Genomic DNA, 21,447 nt, shown 5'->3' on the forward strand with positions numbered 1-21,447 from the left:
ACAGTGAAGTCGTTCTTTGACTTCATTGGGCAGATCGAAAACGAAAAGTATAGCCGACTGTCCAGAAACGAAGAAACTGGAGACTCCGACAAAGAAGCGCTTTTTGCTTCTGCCGGCGGAGTTGAAGTTTCGGAGTTTCTAGGAGGCGACACTAGACAAGCGTCTCGAGGAGTTAGGAGCCGCAGCTAGACAAGCGACTCGAGGGGCTAGGCGCTGGAGCTAGACAATTCTTGAAGTGAAAATTTTTCTTTCTTATCTTAAACCAAAAAGCACAGGCTCCATGTTCGATTTCTAAAAAACAATGCAAAACAGCCTCCCTATTTCGCAGGGAGGCTGTTTCTTTTTCGCGCGGGCCGGTTGACAAGAACGATTCCGACGACCACAAATATTAATCCGGCAATGACAAAGTAATGTATTGGTTCAGCAAGCAGAACTGCTGACAATATTACCCCGAAGACCGGTACTAGGAACAGGTACAATGACACTTTCCCGACCTGGTTGTACTTCATGACATTGTTCCATAAAATAAAGCCCGCTGCTGATAGGAACGCAAGATAGAGGAGCATCAAACCAGACTTAAGGTCGAAATCGAATGGAGCAAGTCCTACTGAAAATGCGCCGATCGCAATCAAACCAAGAGACCCCAAAATCATCTGGTAAGCTGTTAAATAAATAACCTCCATTTTCCCGCTTCCCTGTTTGGCAAGAATATTTCCGTATGCACCAGCCATCATCGCACCCATGAGCAGAATTTCACCGATCCCAAAACTGATTTCGTAAGCACCATTTGGCCAGTTGGCGAAGATAGCACCGGTGAATCCAACCATCAATCCAGCAACCTTCAAACGGCTCATCCTGTCATCAGGGTACAGGAAATGAGCTAGCAGGATCTGGAAAAACGAAGTTGTACCGGCAATGATCGATCCCTGGATTCCGGTAGAATAACTGAGTCCGATATAAAACAGGACATATTGTAAAAACGTCTGGAACAGGCCAATTTTCAGAAGAGACTTGGTCGTTTCCGGCCTGAATTTCATATTCCTTTTCAAAAGGAGGAACATGATCAGGATCAGCAGCCCGGCAAGCAGGAAACGGTATCCTGCGAACAGCATTTGCTCACCCATCTCTTCCGGCCTGATATCAAGGCTGTTATAACTCAGCTTTATGAACGGAAACGCACTTCCCCATAGGAAAGTCGCACCGACAGCCGAAACAGCAATTCCAAGCGGATGGGTAAAAAAGTCTTTTGTTGTCATTAAACTATCTCCTTAGACAGACGCATTATTCTTTCAAAAAGCATATATTGTATGGTAACATAATAGTGAACACAATATGTATTTTTTGACTCGGATTTTCGCTGTCACCAACTTGGTGGCAGCTTTCGTGTTTTTTAAGGGTAATGATTGTGATTATTAGTATCATTTAGAGATTTAAAGGAGGAGAAAAGGATGGCACAGGAAGCTAATGCATTAACAAAGAGAAACTCGGTTCCTGAAGTAAGCTTCTTGAAAAAAGCACAGCCTCACGCAGAACTGATCGCCGCCGGTATCAGCGGAATCCTGATCGTTTTAGGCTGGATTTTAAGCAAGGGTGATTCACAGACGGCAGCTGTCATCGCTTTTATCCTGGCCTATGTAATCGGAGGATTTGCTAAAGCGAAGGAAGGTATTGAAGCCACGATCGAAGACAAAGAATTGAACGTCGAGATGTTGATGATCTTTGCTGCGGTCGGCTCGGCCATCATTGGTTACTGGACAGAAGGCGCGATTTTGATTTTCATTTTTGCGATGAGCGGAGCGCTTGAAACGTATACGATGAACAAAAGCCATAAGGAAATTTCCTCTTTGATGGAACTGCAGCCCGAGGAAGCATTGAGGATTACTGATGGCGTTGAGGAAAGAGTGCATGTTTCGGAACTTGAAATTGGCGATTTAATCTTGGTGAAACCAGGTGAAAGAATTCCATCTGACGGAAAAGTTGCCAGGGGGCAGACGACGATTGACCAGGCTGCCATCACCGGGGAATCGATTCCGGTTTCAAAGGATTCCGGCGACGATGTTTTTGCCGGTACGGTCAACTTGACCGGTTCACTTACCGTTGAAATCACAAAACGAAACGACGAAACATTGTTCCAAAAAATTATCCAGCTTGTCCAGAACGCGCAAAGTGAAAAGTCGCCTTCCCAGCTGTTCATCGAACGTTTTGAGGGCACTTACGTGAAAGTTGTTCTGGCAGTGGTTGTGCTCATGATGTTCGTTCCGCATTACCTGCTGGGCTGGAGCTGGACGGAGACATTTTACCGTGCGATGATCCTGCTTGTCGTCGCTTCACCATGTGCACTAGTTGCCTCGATCATGCCTGCTACTTTGTCGGCGATTTCGAATGGCGCGAAGCACGGAATATTGTTCAAAGGCGGCGTCCACCTTGAGAACCTTAGCCATCTCAAGGCCATTGCTTTTGATAAAACAGGAACACTGACGAAGGGCAAGCCGGAAGTGACGGATGTGATTGTAGCTGAGGGACTGAATCCTGATGAAGTGCTTCTCAAAGCAGCATCGATTGAAAGCCACTCCAACCACCCTTTGGCCAACGCAATCGTGAAACACTCAAAGGATAAGCTTGGCAAGGCGCTTGTTCACCCAGAAAGCATCGAGGATGTATCAGGCTGGGGCGTGAAGGCTCACTTTGAAAATGAGGATTGGAAAATCGGAAAAGCCGACTTTATCGGAAGGTCCGCTGCTGAAGCATTTTCTGGCGGAGCAGCGGTAAAGCTAGCAGCACAAGGAAAGACGATCGTTTTTATCGAACGGAATGGTCAGCTGGCAGGCTTGATTGCTTTGAAAGACGTTGTCCGTGAAGAAACGAAACAGGCGATCGACCTTTTGAAGTCAGAAGGCATATACACCGTCATGCTCACAGGCGACAGCCAAAACACAGGTAAGGCCATCGCTGCCGAAAGCCATGTGGAAGGGTATATTGCTGAATGCCTGCCTGAAACAAAGGTACAGGAATTGAAGAAATTGAAAGAACAATATGGCCAGGTTGCCATGGTCGGAGATGGCATAAACGATGCCCCGGCACTCGCAACTGCGAATGTGGGAATCGCCATGGGCGAAGGATCCGATGTCGCCTTGGAAACAGCAGACGTCGTGCTGATGAAAAACGATCTTCCAAAGATCGCCGAAGCCATCAACCTGTCCCGCCGGATGAACCGGATCGTCAAACAAAACATCGTTTTTTCGATTCTCGTAATCATGGTGCTTATCGCCTCCAACTTCCTGCAGCTTCTCGACCTGCCATACGGCGTCATTGGACACGAAGGCAGCACGATTTTAGTTATTTTAAATAGCCTAAGGCTATTGAAATGAATATTGCTCCCGCTGGGAATATCCAGCGGGAGTTTTTTATTCCTCTGGATTCAGTCAAGTACTTGATGACGGACACTTTTCCTTTGCTTCCACCCATTTCTGTCCGTCATCGCCTTGATGACGGACACTTTGTCTCTGCTGCCACTCATTTCTGTCCGTCATCGCCTTGATGACGGACACTTTGTCTCTGCTTCCACTCATTTCTGTCCGTCATCGCCTTGATGACGGACACTTTGTCTCTGCTCCCACTCATTTCTGTCCGTCATCGCCTTGATGACGGACACTTTGTCTCTGCTCCCACCTCATCTCTGTCCGTCATCGCCTTGATGACGGACACTTTTCCTCAGCTTCCACTCATATCTGTCCGTCATCTCCCTATATTAAGTATTTCTACAACAGAAAAGCGCCCTCCGATTGGGGGCGCTTGTTCATTAGTGATATCCGTTTGATCCGTTAGCTGAACCGGATGTTTTTTGGCTGTGGTTGCTTTTGCCCTTCTGCTTCGTGCTTCCGTCTTTTTTCGTCTTCTTTGCCATCCTGAATTCCCCCTATTATTAGAATAGCGCAAGCGCCTTGTACAGCCCCGACAAGCGTTGGAGGGCCGACCTGTGAAGTCGCACTTTGACTTCATTGGGCGGTCCGAATTCGAAATGCGGAGGCGACTGCCCAACTCCGACAAGCGCTGGAGGGCCTGCCAATGAAGTCGTTCTTTGACTTCATTGGCAGGACCGAAGCATCTCGAGGAGTTAGGAGCCGCAGCTAGACAAACGTCTCGAGGGGCTAGGCGCTGGTGCTGGACACTAATCTAAGTGCCACGGACTTTACTTATTATAAGAAGTGAGGAGCAAGCCTCTACAGTATCTTCTGCTAAAACAGCAGCCGTTACCTGAGGTAATTTCAGGATAAATAATGGCGTTAGCAGCCTGCTTTCTTTTCACTGTAATAGGCATTGATTTCTCCGCCGATGATGATGATGTATGCAGACAAATAAAGCCAGATCATCAGAACGATAATTGCTCCGATGCTGCCGTAAGTAGCAGTGTAGGAAGCGAAGTTGCTGACATAGTAAGAGAATCCGAGCGATACGAGCACCCACCCACCGGTTGCGAATATCGATCCCGGTATGCCGCTTACACAGGTGAGCTTCTTGTTCGGTGCAATCCAGTACAGGCCTAGAAAAACAATGAATAAAATCAAAATACTGATCACCCATCGAAGCATATTCCAAACGTAAAGGAATTCTTCCTTCAGCCCGAAATTCGCGAAAAGCCAGCTGCCAATTTCCTTGCCGAACACCGGCAGGATCAATGCAACCAAAAAGACAAAGATCATAGCAAATGTCAAAAAGATCGCCATTAACCTGCTTACGATGAACGACCTTGTTTCCTCAACTCGGTACGCACGGTTAAATGCCCTGACAACTGCATTGATCCCGTTCGAGGCTGACCAAATTGTCGCCAGCAATCCAAAGCTCAGCAATTTGCCGTCTTTTTTCATGATATCCTCCAGGCTGTTCTTGATCAGATCCATCGACTCACCTGGAGCATAATCATCAAAAAAACCGAGAATATCCAATTCTGAAATTGGCAGATAAGGGACCAATGTGACCAAGAAGATTAACAGCGGAAACAAGGAGAGCAAAAAGAAATATGCAAGCTGCGCGGCAAGTGCCGGAACATCGTCCTCCTGTATCCTCTGCCACATATGCCTGAAAAATGATATATCAACCATTGATTCACCTCATTTATGCTTTCCTTGTCCTGCCAGGGGCTTGTCAATCATCACTCTTTTTCATCTATATGCTGCTGTGTTTGACCAGATGCCGCAATCTTCCTCAGTGTTTCTTTCGTGTCTTTGACCAATTCCGTAACCTGAGGCGGTACATCCTTTATTTCTTCGACTTTTTCAGTGATAAAAGCCACGTCCTCTGTTACTTGTTCCACTGTTGTCCGCACTTTATTCGCTGTCTCCCTAAGGTCATCAATGAATTCATTTGGATTTTTGACCACGTATGCTACACCGCTGGAAACCTTGCTGAAATCCTCTTTCACAGCCTGCCGGGTCGATTTTTCCAATAAAGTAACCGCTCCCCCGGCCAACGCGCCTAAAACCATGCCCATCCAAAACTTTTTCGAACTGCCCATGTTTTCTCCTCCTAGAGTCTTCCTTCTCATTTTGCAGGCTTCAGCTTGCCTGCCTCCTACCTAACATTTTCCACGATTGCCATCACTTCATGCAAGTGTTGAGAAAAATATTGCAACTTTTTATAAATATCGATACCTCAATCGGCATTAAAACTCTATAAATTATTAAAAGTTGAATAATATTTTAAATAAGGAAAAACCCTTTTGCGACAACTACTCACGTATAATTCCACTTACCCTCCTAAGTTTTACCTAATGGATATTGCTTGACTTACTACTAATTATCAGAATATTCTTGTTGAAGAACATTTTCTGAATATAATTTCTAAGGGGGAGCATCATGACATTTGAAGAATGGATTGGAAAAATAAGTGGCTGGGTTTGGGGACCGCCTCTATTGATCCTGCTTGTTGGGACAGGAATCTACCTGACCTTCCGCATTGGCTTCTTGCAAATGAGGCTGCTGCCATACTCACTCAAGCTGGCATTTACTAAGAAACAGGACAAAAAATCAGAAGGTGATATTTCCCATTTCCAGGCTTTGATGACCGCACTGGCTGCAACTGTCGGTACCGGTAATATCGCAGGTGTCGCTACGGCAATTTTCACAGGCGGACCTGGTGCAGTGTTCTGGATGTGGGTAACGGCATTTTTTGGAATGGCGACGAAATACGCTGAAGCTGTCTTAGCTGTTAAATACAGGGTTGAGGACAAGGATGGCGAGATGTCCGGCGGACCGATGTATTATCTTGAACGTGGCCTTGGCCAAAAATGGCTTGGTGTTTTATTTGCGCTGTTTGGCGCGATTGCGGCCTTCGGGATTGGCAATCTCGTTCAATCAAATTCGGTTGCAAGCGTCGTACAATCTACATTCTCAGTGCCCGCCTGGGTTACGGGACTTGTATTGACAATTTTTACGGCACTTGCCCTCATTGGCGGAATTAAGAGCATTGGAAAAGTCACTGCTTTATTTGTGCCAGTCATGGCAGCATTTTACCTTCTTGCTGGTCTCGTTGTGATGATCATGAACTTTGACCTCGTACCAGCGGCAGTTGCACTTATTTTTACAGATGCCTTCACAGGCGAGGCTGTTGCCGGCGGTGCACTTGGTACAGTAATCCGCATGGGTGTAGCCCGCGGCGTTTTCTCCAATGAAGCAGGACTTGGGTCTGCACCGATTGCTGCCGCGGCAGCCAAGACGGACCTGCCCGGACGGCAGGCACTTGTATCGATGACCCAGGTATTCATTGATACCATCGTCATCTGTTCAATCACGGGAATTACCATTGTCATGGGCGGCCTGTATACAGGTGATACGACTGCAGCCGACCTTACTTCAGCGACCTTCGGCAAGTTCCTTGGCCAGACAGGCTCCGTCATAGTGGCAGTTGGATTGCTATTTTTCGCATCATCGACAATCATCGGCTGGTCCTATTACGGGGAAAAATGCTTCTCGTATCTGTTCAGCAAAAATGTAGTGTTTTACTATCGAATCGCGTTTGTCGCAGCTGTATTCATTGGAGCAATCTCCCAGCTTGAAATCGTATGGGGCATAGCCGATGTAATGAACGGGCTGATGGCCTTTCCGAACCTGATCGGGCTGCTCGGTTTGTCGGGCGTGGTCGTAGTTGAAACAAGGAAAATCCTGAATGCTATTAAGGAAGAAAAGAACGAAGCAAAAACGTACAATGCCTAAGAGAATCCGGCGTCTTTATGGCGCCGGATTTCTAATTGACTTTTTTAAACGAACGTGGAAAGATGGTTGTACAAACATTGAAAGGATGAACGGAGTGGACTTAACTAAAAATTCCCCTGAAAACGTTGACTTCATGATTGAAAAAATCAAGGAAAAATTGAAGTTCATGAACCTTGGCGCGATTAAATCAACACACTTTGACGGTGATATGTACGAAGAGTTAAAAGAAATCTATGATATGATCATGAGAAAAAATAACTTCAGTCCGAATGAAATGCAGGCGATCGCTGAAGAGCTCGGAAATTTAAGAAAGCAGTAATTGCAGCAGGCACTGAAATAAGGTGCCTGTTTTTTTATGGCTCGAAAAATGTCAAAACTTATTTGTTTTCACTATGCATATATTGTTATACGATAGGGTTACTAATCTTCAAGGGAGTGAGGAACCGTTAAAAAGCTGACAATTTCTTCACTTTGCCTGTTTTTCTTATTCTTGCTCAGCCATGGAACGATTCCTGCTGAGAAAATCCATGCTGACGACTACAGCCAGTCGAAAATCATACTGCCCTTAGATCAAGTTCAGGAAGATATCCCCGGTCCCGATTCGAATGATAAGAAATTCCCATTCGTCCTATTCACTTTATCCCTTATCACAATAACGGCATATATCACGTTAAAAACTTTCCGAATAAATAAGATTTCAGGCTTATTTTTATTTCTTACGGCAGTCTTTTTCCAGTCGAATTACGTGATCAGAACTCTTTGATTTTTTGACCAAAAAAAATCAAGGAGGAATGAATATGTGGTTTCGATTCCTGATGATTGGTTTCTTTTCCCTGACTGCGGTGAGCTTTATTTTTTATCAGGGTATAGAATTTTATCATGCGTTCATCGATATGTTTAAACATAATAAATAAACAAAATGAAACGGTCCCATTTTAAGGACCGTTTCTTCATTTAAGCTGCTTCCACCCAGTCTTCACTCATCATTTCAGTGTAAAAGCTGAGGAACTCTTTAAAGAATGGATGGTTGATTTTTGCATCCGCGTTCTCGAGCAATGGTTTCAGGACCGGCTTGATGAATCTTTCCAGCATCTCTTCCTCTATTTCTTCAAGCTGCTGCAGTTGATTACGGTCACCTTCCTGGAGGGCTTTGATTTCCCCCTGTAAAATTGAACTCATGAACGCGGTCATGCTGCCAAAATGGTCTGGCAGCCGATCTTGTTCCAGCGGGAAGTAAAAGGCTGTTTTTTCATAAAGGCCGATCAGGCAAAGCAATTCATGCCTGCGGGCTTCTTCATCTTCATTATTTTTCGTATAAGATGAAAAGTAAGGGGAGACAAAATGATCTCCCGGTATGAAAAAGTGATTGTCATACCAGAGCTGCACTTCATCCCGGTTGTATAAGGAGTGAAATGACAGCTCCTTCCGCATTCCTTCAGGGACATCTTTCATGAATTCTTCGTAGGTGTCCCAGTCTCCCAGCCAGATGCTTGTCATGATATTCGCAATCGCCAGCTTTCCATATCGTTCTTCCATCATTGTCTCCACCTTCATTTTCAACAAGATTTCAGGGGTGCCCATCAGGCATCCCCCGATGTTGTTTTACGCTTTTTCCACGTCCACGAATACGTCCTGCTGGGCCGGGCCGCCGATCAGCAAGTCTGCGAGATAGCCTTCGAAGTAGCTGCCATCACGGTCTGATAAGGCATTGACTGAGAAGCCCAGTCCGCGCGGTTTGGCGTAGCCAGATTCTTCATGGAGCGGTTTATTGAATTCATAGCCAGTATGACCGTATTTGCCGGCTGGCTCGATTGTTTTGCCGTCAACCTTGACTGCTTTTGAGCCATAAGCATCATGGCCGAAACTGAAGTTCGCTCCAACGACGCCTGGCTTGATGCCCGGTGTAACGAGCGCGCGGCCTTTAACTTTTGAGTTATTGGATGAAATGTAGATTTCATCATCCGTTTTGATGCCTTTTTTCTTCGCGTCGATCGGGTTGATCCACAGATAGTTTTCCGGCTTCACTTCACGGAGCCAGGCATTTCCTTCAGTACGGTGCGTTGCCATATTTCTTGATTTCCAGTTGATGAACTGCAGCGGTTTGTTTGGCTTGTAAACTTCGCCATCGTAAGTCTTGATTTCCTCTGCTACCGGCACACCTTCAAAGAATTTGCCTGTGTAGGCACTCTTGAAGCCTGCTGCTTTTTCATCGTAAAAATAAACCTGTTTTGCCCATTGATACTTGAGCTTGTTGCCGATATATTCATCGCCTGCTGCCTCAAAGCGGCCGCCACGATTCAATACATAGACAACTTTCTTCCATTCATCCGGTTTAACGGCATTTTTTAGCTTCTGGATGTCAAAATATTTGCCGAGCGCTTTTTGCCTTGCTTTTTCAAAAATCGCCAGCTCTTCAGCGTTTGCGTCCTTGACCGGCTTCTTGCCGTCAAAGGCGATATTCGCAATTCGTTTTAAGTAATAATCTTCTGGTGTGTGTATTGCAGATCCATCAGCCAATGCATTGTCCCCGACCCCTGGGAGGCCCAAACCTTTTAGTAAATCGATATAAACTTGTTCCGTTGGCCTTGCGTCAGGTACAACTCTCGTTACCGGCTGGATGACGCCGGCGAATTTATGCTTCAGGATCGGGAAGATATCTTCCGCGTTCCAGCTTTCCAGGTACGCAAGGTCCGGTAAAATAAAGTCTGCATATTTTGATGTCTCGCCGATGACCACATCTGAAGCAACGACTAGTTCCACGACCTTAGGATCCCTGATGAATTTTGCCTGCATTTCCGATCTTGGAGCAGACATGACAGGTGAAGTCCTGTTGATGAGCAATGCCCTGATTTTGTATGGATAGCCTTCAGCAGAACTTGGAAGGACATCATGGATCAGTTTATTGCCAAATGGATACCACGGGCGTTTTGCCGGATAGCCATCTTTTTCAAATAATGATGTTTTTTCATAAGGTACTTTATGTCTTGTGACCGGGATGCCCCAGCCTTTGTTCGCATTCGGTACTGTCGCAAGATCGTATCGTCCTTCGGTTGCTTTGTACTTGGCTCCCAGGACAGTGTCGCCGCCCTTCCAGTCGTGGTTGCCGACAAGGTGGTTCAGCATATTGATGGCGCGTACGCTATAGTAGCCATTCGTATGCATCGCCGGTCCGCGGTAAGAATGGATGCCGACCTTTTTCCCATGGGATGTGAATTCACGGGCAATCTGGACAATCTGGTCGACTGGCACATCTGCCTGCTTCGCGTATTCTTCGATCGATTTTTCCATAACCCTGTCTTTAAAAATCCGGAAGACAGATTTTACTTTAATGCCATTTATTGTTGTATCAACATCAAGCTCGCCGTTTCTTGCCTTGGCATGTGAAACTGGCTTGCCATTTTCGATGACCACAAACTCCTCGCCGCCGATTCCAAGGTCCTGTGCACGGACGAACGGACGCTTCTTTTCGCCGACATTGACAAGGAAAGAGGCATCGCTCCAGGTTGTTTCGCCATCCTCATTCGCTGCTTCCTGGTTCGGGTTGCGAAGGTAAATATCGTCATGTCGGTTGTTTTCGATGATCCAGCGGCACATTCCCATCGCAAGCGCACCGTCCCCGCCCGGTTTTACCGGAACCCAGACATGCGCTTTTTCTGCTGTCTTGCTGAAACGCGGATCGATGACGACCATTTTCATGCCCCGGTCGATTGCATTTGTGATTTGTGGTGCGAATGTGGTTGGCCCACGGTTCGCTACCATCGGGTTTGTTCCCCATACGATGACCATTTCCGCATTGTCATAATCTGGAATCATCCGCTTCTTCGCTTTTTCAGAATCATGTGAGCGGACATTTCCCATAACACTTGTGATTCCGCAATAGCCGCCGTGGTCATAGTAGTTGGCCGTACCTAGGCTGCTGGCTGCAAGACGCTCGATGAATTCACGTCTGTGTCCTGCCATGACGGCAATCTGGTTTGCCTTTGGCCCAAGGTCCGGATGATTTGTATCAATCAGGACATCCTTGTATTTTTTATCGAAATCAGCTTTGGTCATTTCGCCAGCCTTCACTTTATCCCAGTCACCCATAACCGCTGCTTCGGGTACGTATTTCCACATTTCTTTTAACCCAGGTGTACGAAGGTCCTTGCTGCCCTCGAGGATTTCCTTGTAGGCCTCTTCCCAGCTGACCGTTTTCCAGACGCCGCTGCCGCGTTCGCCTACACGCTTCAATGGCTTTTGGATCCTGAATGTGTCATAGTTTGTCTGGATTCCGGCCTGCCCTTTCAAGCAAGTGCGTCCGCCCCGGAGTCCGCGACCCATTTTAGCAACATCCCCGGTTCCTTTAACCGCCTGCGATACCGGTGTATCGTAATTGATATGGCCGATTTGCACCATATTGATCGGGCTGTACTGGTTTCCGGCAATCTTGCGGACGATGGAGGAGTACGCCCCGCCTGCCGCTCCGGCTGTGATATAGGTTTTGATCGTACATGTAGCATTACACTGCTGGCATGACGTGAAAATGACGTTTTCGGCTGTGTAATCCTGATAATCCGTGCCGGTTCCGTGCGGTGAATCGATCCAGACATCGCCCATGACCTGCTTGATTGGCCCGACGAATGCCGGTCCGACGAATGCGACTGCTCCAAGCGTTCCGAGCGCTTTTAAAAACCCGCGTCGTTTCATTGGTTTATTTTCCATTATGGCTCACCTCGTCAGAAGTTTCTTCGATTGGCAGCAGCAGCTCGCCAAATGAGTATATTAATAGCCCCATCGCGACGACGCCGACGCTGACCATCCATTCCTTGATCGTTGGCACGTAATTGCCCCATGGCAGTTCGTGGAACACAGGCACCACAAGCGGCGGCAGAACAATGTTGAAGCGGACGCCGATGATCCCGATAACAATCAGTACTGCGGCTGCAAGCAGCGCATTGACGTTCTGGCTTGTTTTTTTCCAGAAAACAATGGTGATCGGTATGACTGCTCCCATGAGCATTTGCACTATCCAGAAAGACCATGCTTTTTCACTGGCCATCATCGTTGCCAGCGTGTCAAGGTGTTCTGCCTCAAGGCCGTACCAGCCAATCAGATATTCATAGAATTGAAGGCCAAGGTCGATGATCAGGAAGCCGACCATCAGCTTTGCCAGTGATACAACCATTCCCTGGTCAATCGGCTGTTTCTGCACTTTTTTCTTGATGATATACATGGCTAAAAGAAGAGCCGTTCCCGAAACCATTGCTGATACGACGAAGATGATCGGGAAAAGAGCTGTATGCCATGCTGGTCTTGCTTTTACAACAGCGAAAATGGTTCCTGTTCCTCCGTGTACCCCGAGGATGGCCAGCGGAATCCCGATGGTGCCGAGGATTTTCATCCACATATGGTCACGCTTTTTCGTAGCTGCATTAATGGTTGCGTTTTTGAACGTAATCAATTTTGCGACAAAGCCTTTTAATGAATTCGTTTTTGCAGCGCGGACGAGGTCTTCCCTCATCGCGATGTAAAGCTCAACTGCCAGAAGTCCGATATAGACTAAATAAAAGTGGACTTCCCAGGCAAGGGGTGAAGTGACATTCCAGTAGATGATCGCATTGAGCATGCGCTCCGGACGTCCAAGGTCCATCAGGACGAAGGTCAGCGCGACGATCATACAGACAATCGCGGTGAAAAGCGCCGCCTTACCGACTCTCTCGTACTCTTCCATTCCGAAGACGTAGATCAAGGTTGATAGCAGGAACGATCCCGCACTCAAACCAACGAAGAAGATGTAAAAAGCGATCCATGCTCCCCACGGGGTGATACTTGATAGATTCGTAGCCGCCAGTCCGGTGATGAAGCGCTCTACGATAAAGTAACCGCCGATCAAAAAGGCAACAGTTAGGGCTGAAATCCATATTTTAAAAGCTTTCGATACGGTCACATTGATTTTTGATTTTGACGTGCTTTTCTCTTTTAAATCAACAGCAAGATTGGCCATCGCCAGTCCCTCCTATCTTAGATAAATGACATTCGGATGTGTTCCAAGCTCTTCCTTCAGCCGGAATGCTCTTGGACTTGCAGCAAGCTTCGATACCACACTGTTCGGATCGCTGATGTCACCGAAGAAGCGGGCATCGCCAATGCACGTTTCCACGCATGCCGGCTCTTCGCCTCTTTGCAGGCGGTGGAAGCAGAAGCTGCATTTACGGACTGTGCCGATCGGCGTCTTGCCTTTTTCACGAGTGCCGCGTTCCACGCCGTATTCAGGGCTTGTTACATCATTCGCACCTTGCATTTCCTGTTCATAGCTTTCGCCGAAATCGAAGGAGCGCGCGCCATAAGGGCAGGCAACGATGCAGTAACGGCAGCCGATGCAGCGGTCATTGTCGATTGCGACAATTCCGTTTTCCATTTTATAAGTCGCTCTTGTTGGACAAACCTGGGCACAAGCCGGTTTGTCACACTGCATGCACGGCCTTGGCAGGTTGACGGCCTTGATGTTCGGGAATTCTCCTTCAAGTGATTCCATGACGACATTGTAGGAAATTCCCGGCGGCGTCCTATTCTCAGCCTTGCAGCTGACCGTACAAGTATCGCACCCGACGCATTTCTTCAGGTCGATGACCATCGCCCATTTCGGACCGTCACCCTTCCTGATATCAGGTCCATCAGCTGAAGCGTAGTAGTTGCCGAATTCCTTTGTCAGTGATGAAGAATAGACTTTATGGAAGTCTTCAATTTTCAGTTTGCCGTTGATGACCTTTCTGGCATCGCGCGCCATGTTCAGGCCAAGCTCTGTATCATACTGTGATTCATCCATTTCCTTCTTAGCATCTGGAAGCATCTTGTCGACGATTTTATCGTAATCTACCTTTTTCTCATTTGAAAAAAGACCCATTTCCAATCACCTCTTTTTATGCGTTTAGATTTCTTTTTTGATTTCCTTGATGTCATCCGCGATATCATCGGTAATATCATTTGTCAGCTCTCGAGTCGATTTCTTGAATTCCTTCAGCGTCTGTCCGAACGCCCTGCCGATTTCAGGCAGCTTTTTCGGACCGAAGATGATCAGCGCAAGAGTGAGGATTAAAATCAAACCAGGAATCCCGATATTGGATAGCATAATGCCACTTCCTTTTTTAAAATTTTTTCTTTGCTTATTTATAATGCAAGCTGCGTGCCAACTTTTTTGGCATGGTGGATTTTTGGGATTACGGCATGGTGGAGTGCCTGCGGGAGTAAGGCGCGGGGGAATCGTGACACTTTTGTGAACGAGAAAAAACGGAGGAGATCGAATTTTTGGCTCGATCTCCTCCACTGGTTATGTGACATTTTGGCATGGTCCTGCAATTTTGGCATGTGACATTTTGGCATGGTGTGTGGAAATGGCATGGATGGGGATTGGACGCTTAATCCCATAACGGAAAACTTTTGCCAGGTTTGTAGACTCTGCCTTTTTTAGTGCCGATGCTATCCAGTTCCATTGATGAAAGCAGCCTTTTGGCTTGGTGTATAGAGGGGATGTTGAGGAAATCGCTGAATTGTCTGCTCGTAATAGCAGGACCATAAATGATAAAGAAGTCTCTAAGCGCATCAATATGAGCATCTTTTGATAAATGTCCGCATTTTTTGCAAATCCAGTTTCCATGAATCTTTTCCATGCCTATCCGTCTGCATTCCGGACATTGAACTCCTTTGTGGATTTGATCCATTGGTAAGTTCATTGAAAGAATATCCGGAATATACGGTTCATGACTTTTCAATAAAAGCTTGGTGATTTTTTTGATTTCTTTTGTTGATAAAACCTGGTTATGATATTTGTCATCAAAGGACTGAATTTTATAGGCAACAGCTGGAGTCTTAAAAACTCTCATTCTTACCTCCTGGCTGTTCCCTGGATTTCTGATGATAGCCTGTGAATTACTGATGGAAACCAGATATTCGATTGTGGGTGGAGAAAAATGGTTCTTTATTAGGAAGGATTTTAGTTGCGAAGCCTGGGTTCTTGTTTGCAGGATCGGGTCCGGGTAAACTCTTTCGATTCCATTCAACGTTTGAAGCAAATAATTGAATTCAGGATTGAAATCCAAAGTGCCAACGTAATTTTTTGAGTCAATGACAAGAATGAAGGTGTTTGATATTAGGAGAGAATCAATCTGGAAGTAGGTATTATTATGTGGGATCCTTAAATCATGTAAAATATAGAACCCTGTGTGGTCAAATTGCGATAAATGGTAGTCTAGTTCCTTTTCACCTTTGTAGCCTGCTAATTTTCTGGATAATTTGCTCTCAAGTTCTGATTGCAGCTGTGGATTTAAGGAGAACCTCCTTAATATTGTCTTCAAAACAATAATTTCTCTTGGAAAATCCCGTTTTTTTTCAATCAAGCACATCACTCCCTTTTATTTTTCCTCTATAATAATTCTCTTTTCATTCTTCAGATCCCTTTTACCAGGTCATTAAAAGTTTTATAGCGAAATTTTAGTTTTTATAGCGATTTTTTCCTTTTTATAGCGAAATTTTTATTTTTATAGCGATTTTTTCTTTTTTATAGCGAAAATAAAAATATTATAGCGAACTGGAAATTCCACGCGTTTTTTTCCAGTTCGCCGCCCACCTCAAGCTACTCTTTCAACCCATACTGATCAATCTTCCGATAAAGATTCCGCACGCTGATCCCCAGCACGTCCGCAGCCTTTGTTTTGTTCCATTTCATCTGTTTCAACGCGTTTTCGATGTGCACTTTTTCGACTTCTTCCAATGAGCAAAGCGGAGATAGCTGAACTTCTGTCTTAGCCTTTGTTTTTACAGACTGAGGCAAAAGCAAGTCATCACCTTGGATCATGCTTCCTTTCGATAGAAGTACGCCGCGTTCGATCAGATGGCTGAGCTCGCGGACATTGCCCGGAAAATCGTACTCTTCAAGCGCGGCCAGGGCTTCCTCCGATAGCCGCTTTGACGGGTCTTTCGTTCTCCCGATGAAATGGTCAATCAGCGCAGGCAAATCACCCTTCCGTTCTCGCAGCGGCGGAATCGTCAGCTTCACAACATTCAACCGGTAATACAAATCTTCGCGGAAACGCCCTTCAGCGACTTCTTTTTCCATGTCGCGGTTCGTGGCTGCGACGACGCGGACAGTAACATGCCTTTCCCTGACGTCGCCGACCCGGCGGAATTCTCCCGTTTCCAGGAAGCGCAGCAATTTTACCTGAAGTGCCAGCGGCATTTCGCCAAGTTCATCCAAAAACAGCGTGCCGCCCTTTGCCGCTTCAACAAGGCCTTTCTTGTCCTGGCTCGCTCCGGTAAAAGCACCGCGGGCATGCCCGAACAATTCACTTTCCAACAGATGCTCAGGGAGCGCACCGGAGTTCACCGGCACAAATGGTTCATCAGCACGGCTGCTCCAGTAATGAAGGGCCTTCGCGAACAACTCCTTCCCGGTGCCGCTTTCGCCCTCAATCAGGACAGGCACATCACTGTCGGCAATCCGCCGCGTCATCTCAAGCACTTCTTTAAAATTTCCACTGTCACCGATGATGTTGAACTCATTATGCTGGGCGATGATCTTTTTCATCGAAGCATTCTTCTCTTTGAGCGCCTTATTTTCTGCAGCCTTGCCAATCGTCAATTCCAATTCTGATAGATTATAAGGCTTGGTGATATAATCGAAGGCGCCCACCTTCATCGCTTCAATCGCGGTATCGATCGTCCCATGCCCTGTCAGGATCAGAACTTCGATATCAGGCTGGACCTTCTTGGTTTCTTTTAACAGCTCGATGCCATCCATACCTGGCAGGCGGATGTCATAAACACCGATGTCATATTCGTTCTTTTCCACAAGTTCAAGGGCATCCTCTGCCTTGCCTGCGCTGTCCACGTCAAATCCCTTACGCTTCAGCCTCCTCACCAAAAGCTCAAGCAAATCCTGTTCATCGTCAACGACTAGCAATCTTGTTGCTGGCATCACAGCCCACCTCCATTGTTTCTTGTTCCGGCGGCTCGCCGTTCTCTTCGCGCCCCACTGCTGTTCTTACTTCTGATACACGACTGCTGTTACTGTGGTCCACTTCTGATTCTTCACGACTGCCGATATTATAAACCATCTCTATTGGCTGATTCTCCACATCCCGTACTGCCTTCATCGAACGGCCTGCAGGCAGCTGGATTTCTACCGTCGTTCCTTCTGATGGTTTACTGTCAATGGTGATGCTTCCGCCGAATTGCTGGATGATGCCGTAGCATACTGACAAACCAAGTCCGGTTCCTTTTCCGACTGGCTTTGTCGTAAAGAATGGGTCAAATAGTTTATCCATTGCTTCGGCGGGAATTCCGTGGCCGCTGTCGGTCACTTTTATTGAAACTGCTTCCTGGCTGCTGAATGACGCGGAAACAATCAGTTTTCCTTCGCTTTCCATCGCATCAACCGCGTTATTGATCAGGTTGACGATGACCTGCATCAGCTTAAGCCCGTCACCATTAACAGCCGGCAGCCCTTCATCAACATGAATTTCAAGCTGGATCCGCTGCTTTTTCAGCTGGTGCTCAACCAGGCTGACACTATTTTCAATGATTTCTTTCACACGAATCCGGTCATCTGTCCAATCATTCTTCCGGGAAAAATTAAGCAGGTTTCCGGTAATCCGTTTGCAGCGCTCGGTATTTTCCTTGATTTTACGAAGATAATGCTCCATTTCCTTTTCATCCAGGTCCTCGTCACCACCCTGGATTCTGTCAATCAAATCTTCTGCGTAGACATTGATCGTCGCCAGCGGGTTATTGACCTCATGCGCGAAGCTCGAAGCCATGATCCCGAGCGCGCTCAGTTTATCTGTCTGGATCATCGTTTCTTCCATTTGTTTTTGCTCGGTGATGTCCTCGAGCACGACGAGGAACTCTCCCTCTTCTTCGATCGCGTGGTTTAGCGGAAATACTCTGTGCCTGAAAATCCGCTCGCCATTTGTGCCGTCCTTGAACTTCATGACTTCGTCGGCGATTTTATCAAGGTCCGGACAGGTAATCGGACAATTCAGGCAAGGCGTATTCTCACCGCCAATCACAGCATAACAAGGCAGCGTCAACCGGTCCTCCTTCAGCCATCCTTTTAAAATCGGGTTCATCCAGGTGATCCGGTATTCTTTTGTCACAAGTGCCAGCCCGGCACCAATCCCGTTGACAACCACATCAAGCCTTTCCTTCTCCTGCTCGAGCAGCCTTGACTTTTCAAGCAACTCCTTGCTCATATCATTGAAGGAATCAGCAAGCTTTCCCAGCTCATCGGTCCGTTTCATTTTCACCGGTTCGATTTTGCGGCCTTTCTTCAAATTGTTCATTTCCCTGTCAATTGAAACTATTGGCCTTGTAAAATAAAGCCCTGCCCAGACGCTGATTAAGCTCACAGTTAAAATCACCAAGGCGACTGCGCCTATGCCGCTTTGCAGCATCCTGTTGATTGGGGCAAAAGCTGTTGTTTTCGGCTGCTCCATCACCAGCACCCAGTTTAAGTCTGCAATTTCTGCCGTTACACCAATCTCGTCCTGGCTGCCAGATGTCTGTTTTTGCCAGAGCTTGCTGTAATCCTGATGGGCAATAACGCGGTCTTTATCATCTACTAAATAAATATATGAGGAATGATCCTGCCGCATCGAGGAGATTTTCCCGATGATCTTCTGCAGCTGGACAACGACTCCAATTGCTTTTTTCGACTCATCTTCGTAAAAAGGAATCGCTAGTTTCATGACAGGCTGGCCATACTGGTTGAACTCCACCTGGCCATACACCCTGTCGCGAGTTTGCAGCTGGAACCACATATCATCCGTGAACCAGCGCTCGTTATTCCCTGTAATATTGAGTTCGTAGCGGGACACCCTTTTTTCTACAAAGCCATGACCATCCACAATGATGACCTCCTCGATTGATTCGCTTTGCTGCAGGAGCTCATATAATGCGCTTTGTTTTTCATCTAAAAGATTAAGAGATGCAAGGACATGGATCCTCTGAAAGGTCTGGCTGAATTCATACTCGATTTCACGGGACAGATTCTCGAGCACCAGATGCTGTTTTTCCACGATTCTTGTTTCCAAATCCGCTTTTACAAAAGAATAGTAATATAAACTGATCAGCAGCAGCGGAATCGTCGACATCACTACTCCGAAAACAAGGACCTTGTTGCGAATCGTCTGCGAGTGCATGAAATCAATCAAAACTCTCATCGCTTCCTGCCTCCTTGAACTTCAGGATGGATCAGTTCGGCGATATGCAGCAAATCCTGATTAATGGAGACTCCAAGCGCGTCCTTCGTCTGCTGGTTGACAACAAAACGAATCCCATCTGGCAGTTCGACAGGCAACTCCCCCGGCTTGTTACCCTGAAGTATCAGGCTGACGAACCTTGAAGCCTGGTAGCCCTGGGAATAAAAGCTGGATCCGTAGCTTGCCAGCAGCCCTTTCTCTGCTTCAAAATCATACAATCCCATAGCCGGGATTTTTTTCTCCTCCGTCAGCTTCACAATCTCCTCTGTCAGAGATTCAATCCTGAAACTGGGAAGAACAAGGATCGCCTCTCCTTCACCCACTGTTTTCCATAGAGTATCCAGACATTGTTTTGAAGCATCGCATGGCGCGATGTCCACACCCAATTCCCTGGCTGCACTCTTCGTTTCTTCGAGGCTCAATTTGCTAACATCAATCTTGCTGTCATATATCACATGCACCCTGCCAATAGCGGGCACCAGTGAAGTAAGCATCTCGAGACGCTTGCCAGAGATACTGGCATGATAGTTATTAATTCCTGTAAAAAGGCCTCCTGGTGACTTGTAATCTTTGATCAAACCAAGTTCCTTCGGTGCCGCAAGTCCTGCAAAAACAACCGAAATCTCGATATTGGCCTCATCCATTTTTTCCTTTAGCCTAAGGGTTTCAATTCCACCGAGCGTAACGATCAGGTCGGGATTTTCTTTTAGAAGCTGATCAATTTGCTTGTCAATCAGCTCTTCATCGTCATGTGCATTTTTCACCGTAAAATGGACTTCTTTGGCGCTATATCCCAGATCCTTCAATCCCGATTCCAGCCCAGTGAATTTCTCATAGCGGTTTTCGCCGATCATCAGGACGCCAACTTCTGCCGGCTTATCTCCCCTGATTCCAAGAAAAGCATATAAAAGAGCCGAAATGGCTATCGTTGTCAGAAAGAAGAAATACCACTTTGTTTTCACAGTCTGCGCCCCCATTTCCAGTATTCCCTTCCACTATAACGGAAAAAGCAACGTAGCCATCTTGATAAAAAGGATAATTTTATGAACATAAAAAGGTTCCCCTCAAATAGAGGAGAACCTAGTTATTAATTTTCTTTTCTTTCAACCGCATGACCGCCAAACTCATTTCTTAGCGCGGCAACCACTTTTCCTGTAAAAGTATCTTCTTCCAGAGAGCGATATCTCATCATTAATGACAGTGCGATGACCGGCGCAGCGGTTTGAAGATCGAGTGCAGTTTCTACCGTCCACTTTCCTTCGCCTGATGAATGCATGACACCTTTGATGCTTTCAAGCTTAGGTTCTTTATCGAATGCGTTTTCCATTAATTCCATCAGCCAGCTGCGGATGACGGAACCATGGTTCCATACACGTGAAACTTCCTTATAGTCGTAATCGAATGGGCTTTTTTCAAGAATCTCAAAGCCTTCAGCGATTGCCTGCATCATTCCGTACTCGATTCCGTTATGCACCATTTTCAGGAAGTGGCCGCTTCCGACCTTTCCAGTGTAAAGGTAGCCTTTTTCAATCGAAATGTCCTTGAAGATTGGTTCAACATGGGCAAAAACTTCTGCGTCGCCGCCGATCATTGTGCAGGCACCATTGCGCGCGCCTTCCATTCCGCCGCTTGTTCCTACGTCCATAAACTGGATTCCTGAAGCAGAAAGCTTTTCAGCACGTCTTAACGTATCCTTATAGTTTGAGTTCCCTCCATCGATAAGGATATCGCCTTCCTCTAAGTATGGTGTGAACTTCTCGATCACCTGGTCGATCAATTCCCCTGCAGGAATCATCAGCCAGATAACACGCGGCTTTGGCAGCATGTCTGCCATTGTCTTATAATCAGCAGCAATTTCTGCACCCTCTGCTTTGATGTTCTGCATTGCTTCCTCATTTATATCATTCGCCACAACCTCATGGCCATTTTCCATTAAATTCAATACCAAGTTATAACCCATTTTTCCAAGTCCAACCATTCCTAGTTTCACTGCGATGCACTCCTTT

General features: G+C 46.5%; 18 protein-coding genes. 4 read left to right on the forward strand and 14 right to left on the reverse strand.

The annotated features are described in order from the left end of the window. Positions 1–3: 3 nt before the first annotated feature. The gene (locus J7I80_RS01525; protein WP_214735660.1) at positions 4–189 is read left to right on the forward strand and encodes a hypothetical protein; all 186 of its coding nucleotides are present in this window, start codon (positions 4–6) and stop codon (positions 187–189) included. 128 nt (positions 190–317) lie between these two features. Here the strand turns inward: J7I80_RS01525 and J7I80_RS01530 are convergent, their stop codons facing one another. Then, positions 318–1,256, reverse strand: a complete 939-nt coding sequence (locus tag J7I80_RS01530) for a DMT family transporter (protein ID WP_214735661.1) — start codon at positions 1,254–1,256, stop codon at positions 318–320. A 192-nt stretch (positions 1,257–1,448) separates the two neighbouring features. On the opposite strand from J7I80_RS01530, the gene J7I80_RS01535 reads away from it, so the two are divergent. Next, positions 1,449–3,368 carry a heavy metal translocating P-type ATPase gene (locus J7I80_RS01535; protein ID WP_214735662.1) on the forward strand — a complete coding sequence of 640 codons (1,920 nt, stop codon included), beginning with the start codon at positions 1,449–1,451 and terminating at the stop codon, positions 3,366–3,368. A 54-nt stretch (positions 3,369–3,422) separates the two neighbouring features. On the opposite strand, the gene J7I80_RS01540 is transcribed toward J7I80_RS01535, so the two are convergent. The 3 genes from J7I80_RS01540 to J7I80_RS01550 form a co-directional block, all read right to left on the reverse strand. Continuing rightward, positions 3,423–3,569 carry a hypothetical protein gene (locus J7I80_RS01540; protein WP_214735663.1) on the reverse strand — a complete coding sequence of 49 codons (147 nt, stop codon included), beginning with the start codon at positions 3,567–3,569 and terminating at the stop codon, positions 3,423–3,425. A gap of 714 nt (positions 3,570–4,283) precedes the next feature. After that, on the reverse strand, positions 4,284–5,099 hold the full coding sequence (locus J7I80_RS01545; protein WP_214735664.1) for a YihY/virulence factor BrkB family protein: 816 nt from the start codon (positions 5,097–5,099) through the stop codon (positions 4,284–4,286). 50 nt (positions 5,100–5,149) lie between these two features. Next, positions 5,150–5,512 carry a YtxH domain-containing protein gene (locus J7I80_RS01550; RefSeq protein WP_214735665.1) on the reverse strand — a complete coding sequence of 121 codons (363 nt, stop codon included), beginning with the start codon at positions 5,510–5,512 and terminating at the stop codon, positions 5,150–5,152. A gap of 340 nt (positions 5,513–5,852) precedes the next feature. Here J7I80_RS01550 and J7I80_RS01555 point away from each other — a divergent pair, with 340 nt between their 5' ends. Both J7I80_RS01555 and J7I80_RS01560 read left to right on the forward strand, forming a co-directional pair. After that, positions 5,853–7,208: an alanine/glycine:cation symporter family protein gene (locus J7I80_RS01555; RefSeq protein ID WP_214735666.1), complete on the forward strand. Its 1,356-nt coding sequence runs from the start codon at positions 5,853–5,855 to the stop codon at positions 7,206–7,208. A 94-nt stretch (positions 7,209–7,302) separates the two neighbouring features. Further along, positions 7,303–7,527 carry a DUF1128 domain-containing protein gene (locus tag J7I80_RS01560; RefSeq protein ID WP_214735667.1) on the forward strand — a complete coding sequence of 75 codons (225 nt, stop codon included), beginning with the start codon at positions 7,303–7,305 and terminating at the stop codon, positions 7,525–7,527. Between the two features lie 635 nt (positions 7,528–8,162). Here the strand turns inward: J7I80_RS01560 and J7I80_RS01565 are convergent. From J7I80_RS01565 to gnd, 10 genes are all read right to left on the reverse strand, one after another. Next, on the reverse strand, positions 8,163–8,789 hold the full coding sequence (locus J7I80_RS01565; RefSeq protein ID WP_214735668.1) for a molecular chaperone TorD family protein: 627 nt from the start codon (positions 8,787–8,789) through the stop codon (positions 8,163–8,165). Between the two features lie 21 nt (positions 8,790–8,810). Next, on the reverse strand, positions 8,811–11,909 hold the full coding sequence (locus tag J7I80_RS01570) for a molybdopterin-dependent oxidoreductase (RefSeq protein ID WP_214735669.1): 3,099 nt from the start codon (positions 11,907–11,909) through the stop codon (positions 8,811–8,813). Beyond that, on the reverse strand, positions 11,899–13,191 hold the full coding sequence (gene nrfD, locus J7I80_RS01575; RefSeq protein WP_214735670.1) for an NrfD/PsrC family molybdoenzyme membrane anchor subunit: 1,293 nt from the start codon (positions 13,189–13,191) through the stop codon (positions 11,899–11,901). The genes J7I80_RS01570 and nrfD overlap by 11 nt, the downstream gene beginning before the upstream one ends. Before the next feature lie 12 nt (positions 13,192–13,203). Next, a complete protein-coding gene (locus J7I80_RS01580) occupies positions 13,204–14,091 on the reverse strand; it encodes a 4Fe-4S dicluster domain-containing protein (RefSeq protein ID WP_214735671.1) in 888 nt (295 codons plus the stop codon). Between the two features lie 24 nt (positions 14,092–14,115). After that, a complete protein-coding gene (gene tatA, locus J7I80_RS01585; protein WP_214735672.1) occupies positions 14,116–14,316 on the reverse strand; it encodes a twin-arginine translocase TatA/TatE family subunit in 201 nt (66 codons plus the stop codon). 286 nt (positions 14,317–14,602) lie between these two features. Then, positions 14,603–15,580 (reverse strand): NERD domain-containing protein, encoded by a 978-nt coding sequence (locus J7I80_RS01590; RefSeq protein ID WP_214735673.1) that lies wholly within the window; start codon positions 15,578–15,580, stop codon positions 14,603–14,605. A 236-nt stretch (positions 15,581–15,816) separates the two neighbouring features. Then, positions 15,817–17,157, reverse strand: coding sequence for a sigma-54-dependent transcriptional regulator (locus J7I80_RS01595; protein WP_251027527.1), 1,341 nt, complete (start codon positions 17,155–17,157; stop codon positions 15,817–15,819). Continuing rightward, the gene (locus tag J7I80_RS01600) at positions 17,129–19,402 is read right to left on the reverse strand and encodes an ATP-binding protein (RefSeq protein ID WP_214735675.1); all 2,274 of its coding nucleotides are present in this window, start codon (positions 19,400–19,402) and stop codon (positions 17,129–17,131) included. Before J7I80_RS01600 ends, J7I80_RS01595 begins: the two co-directional genes overlap by 29 nt. Next, positions 19,399–20,403, reverse strand: coding sequence for an ABC transporter substrate-binding protein (locus tag J7I80_RS01605; RefSeq protein WP_214735676.1), 1,005 nt, complete (start codon positions 20,401–20,403; stop codon positions 19,399–19,401). Before J7I80_RS01605 ends, J7I80_RS01600 begins: the two co-directional genes overlap by 4 nt. A gap of 125 nt (positions 20,404–20,528) precedes the next feature. Continuing rightward, a complete protein-coding gene (gene gnd, locus J7I80_RS01610; protein ID WP_214735677.1) occupies positions 20,529–21,431 on the reverse strand; it encodes a phosphogluconate dehydrogenase (NAD(+)-dependent, decarboxylating) in 903 nt (300 codons plus the stop codon). Between the last annotated feature and the right edge of the window lie 16 nt (positions 21,432–21,447).

Origin of the sequence: Bacillus sp. ISL-41 (assembly GCF_018613235.1) — a bacterium.
Taxonomy (GTDB): domain Bacteria; phylum Bacillota; class Bacilli; order Bacillales; family Cytobacillaceae; genus Mesobacillus.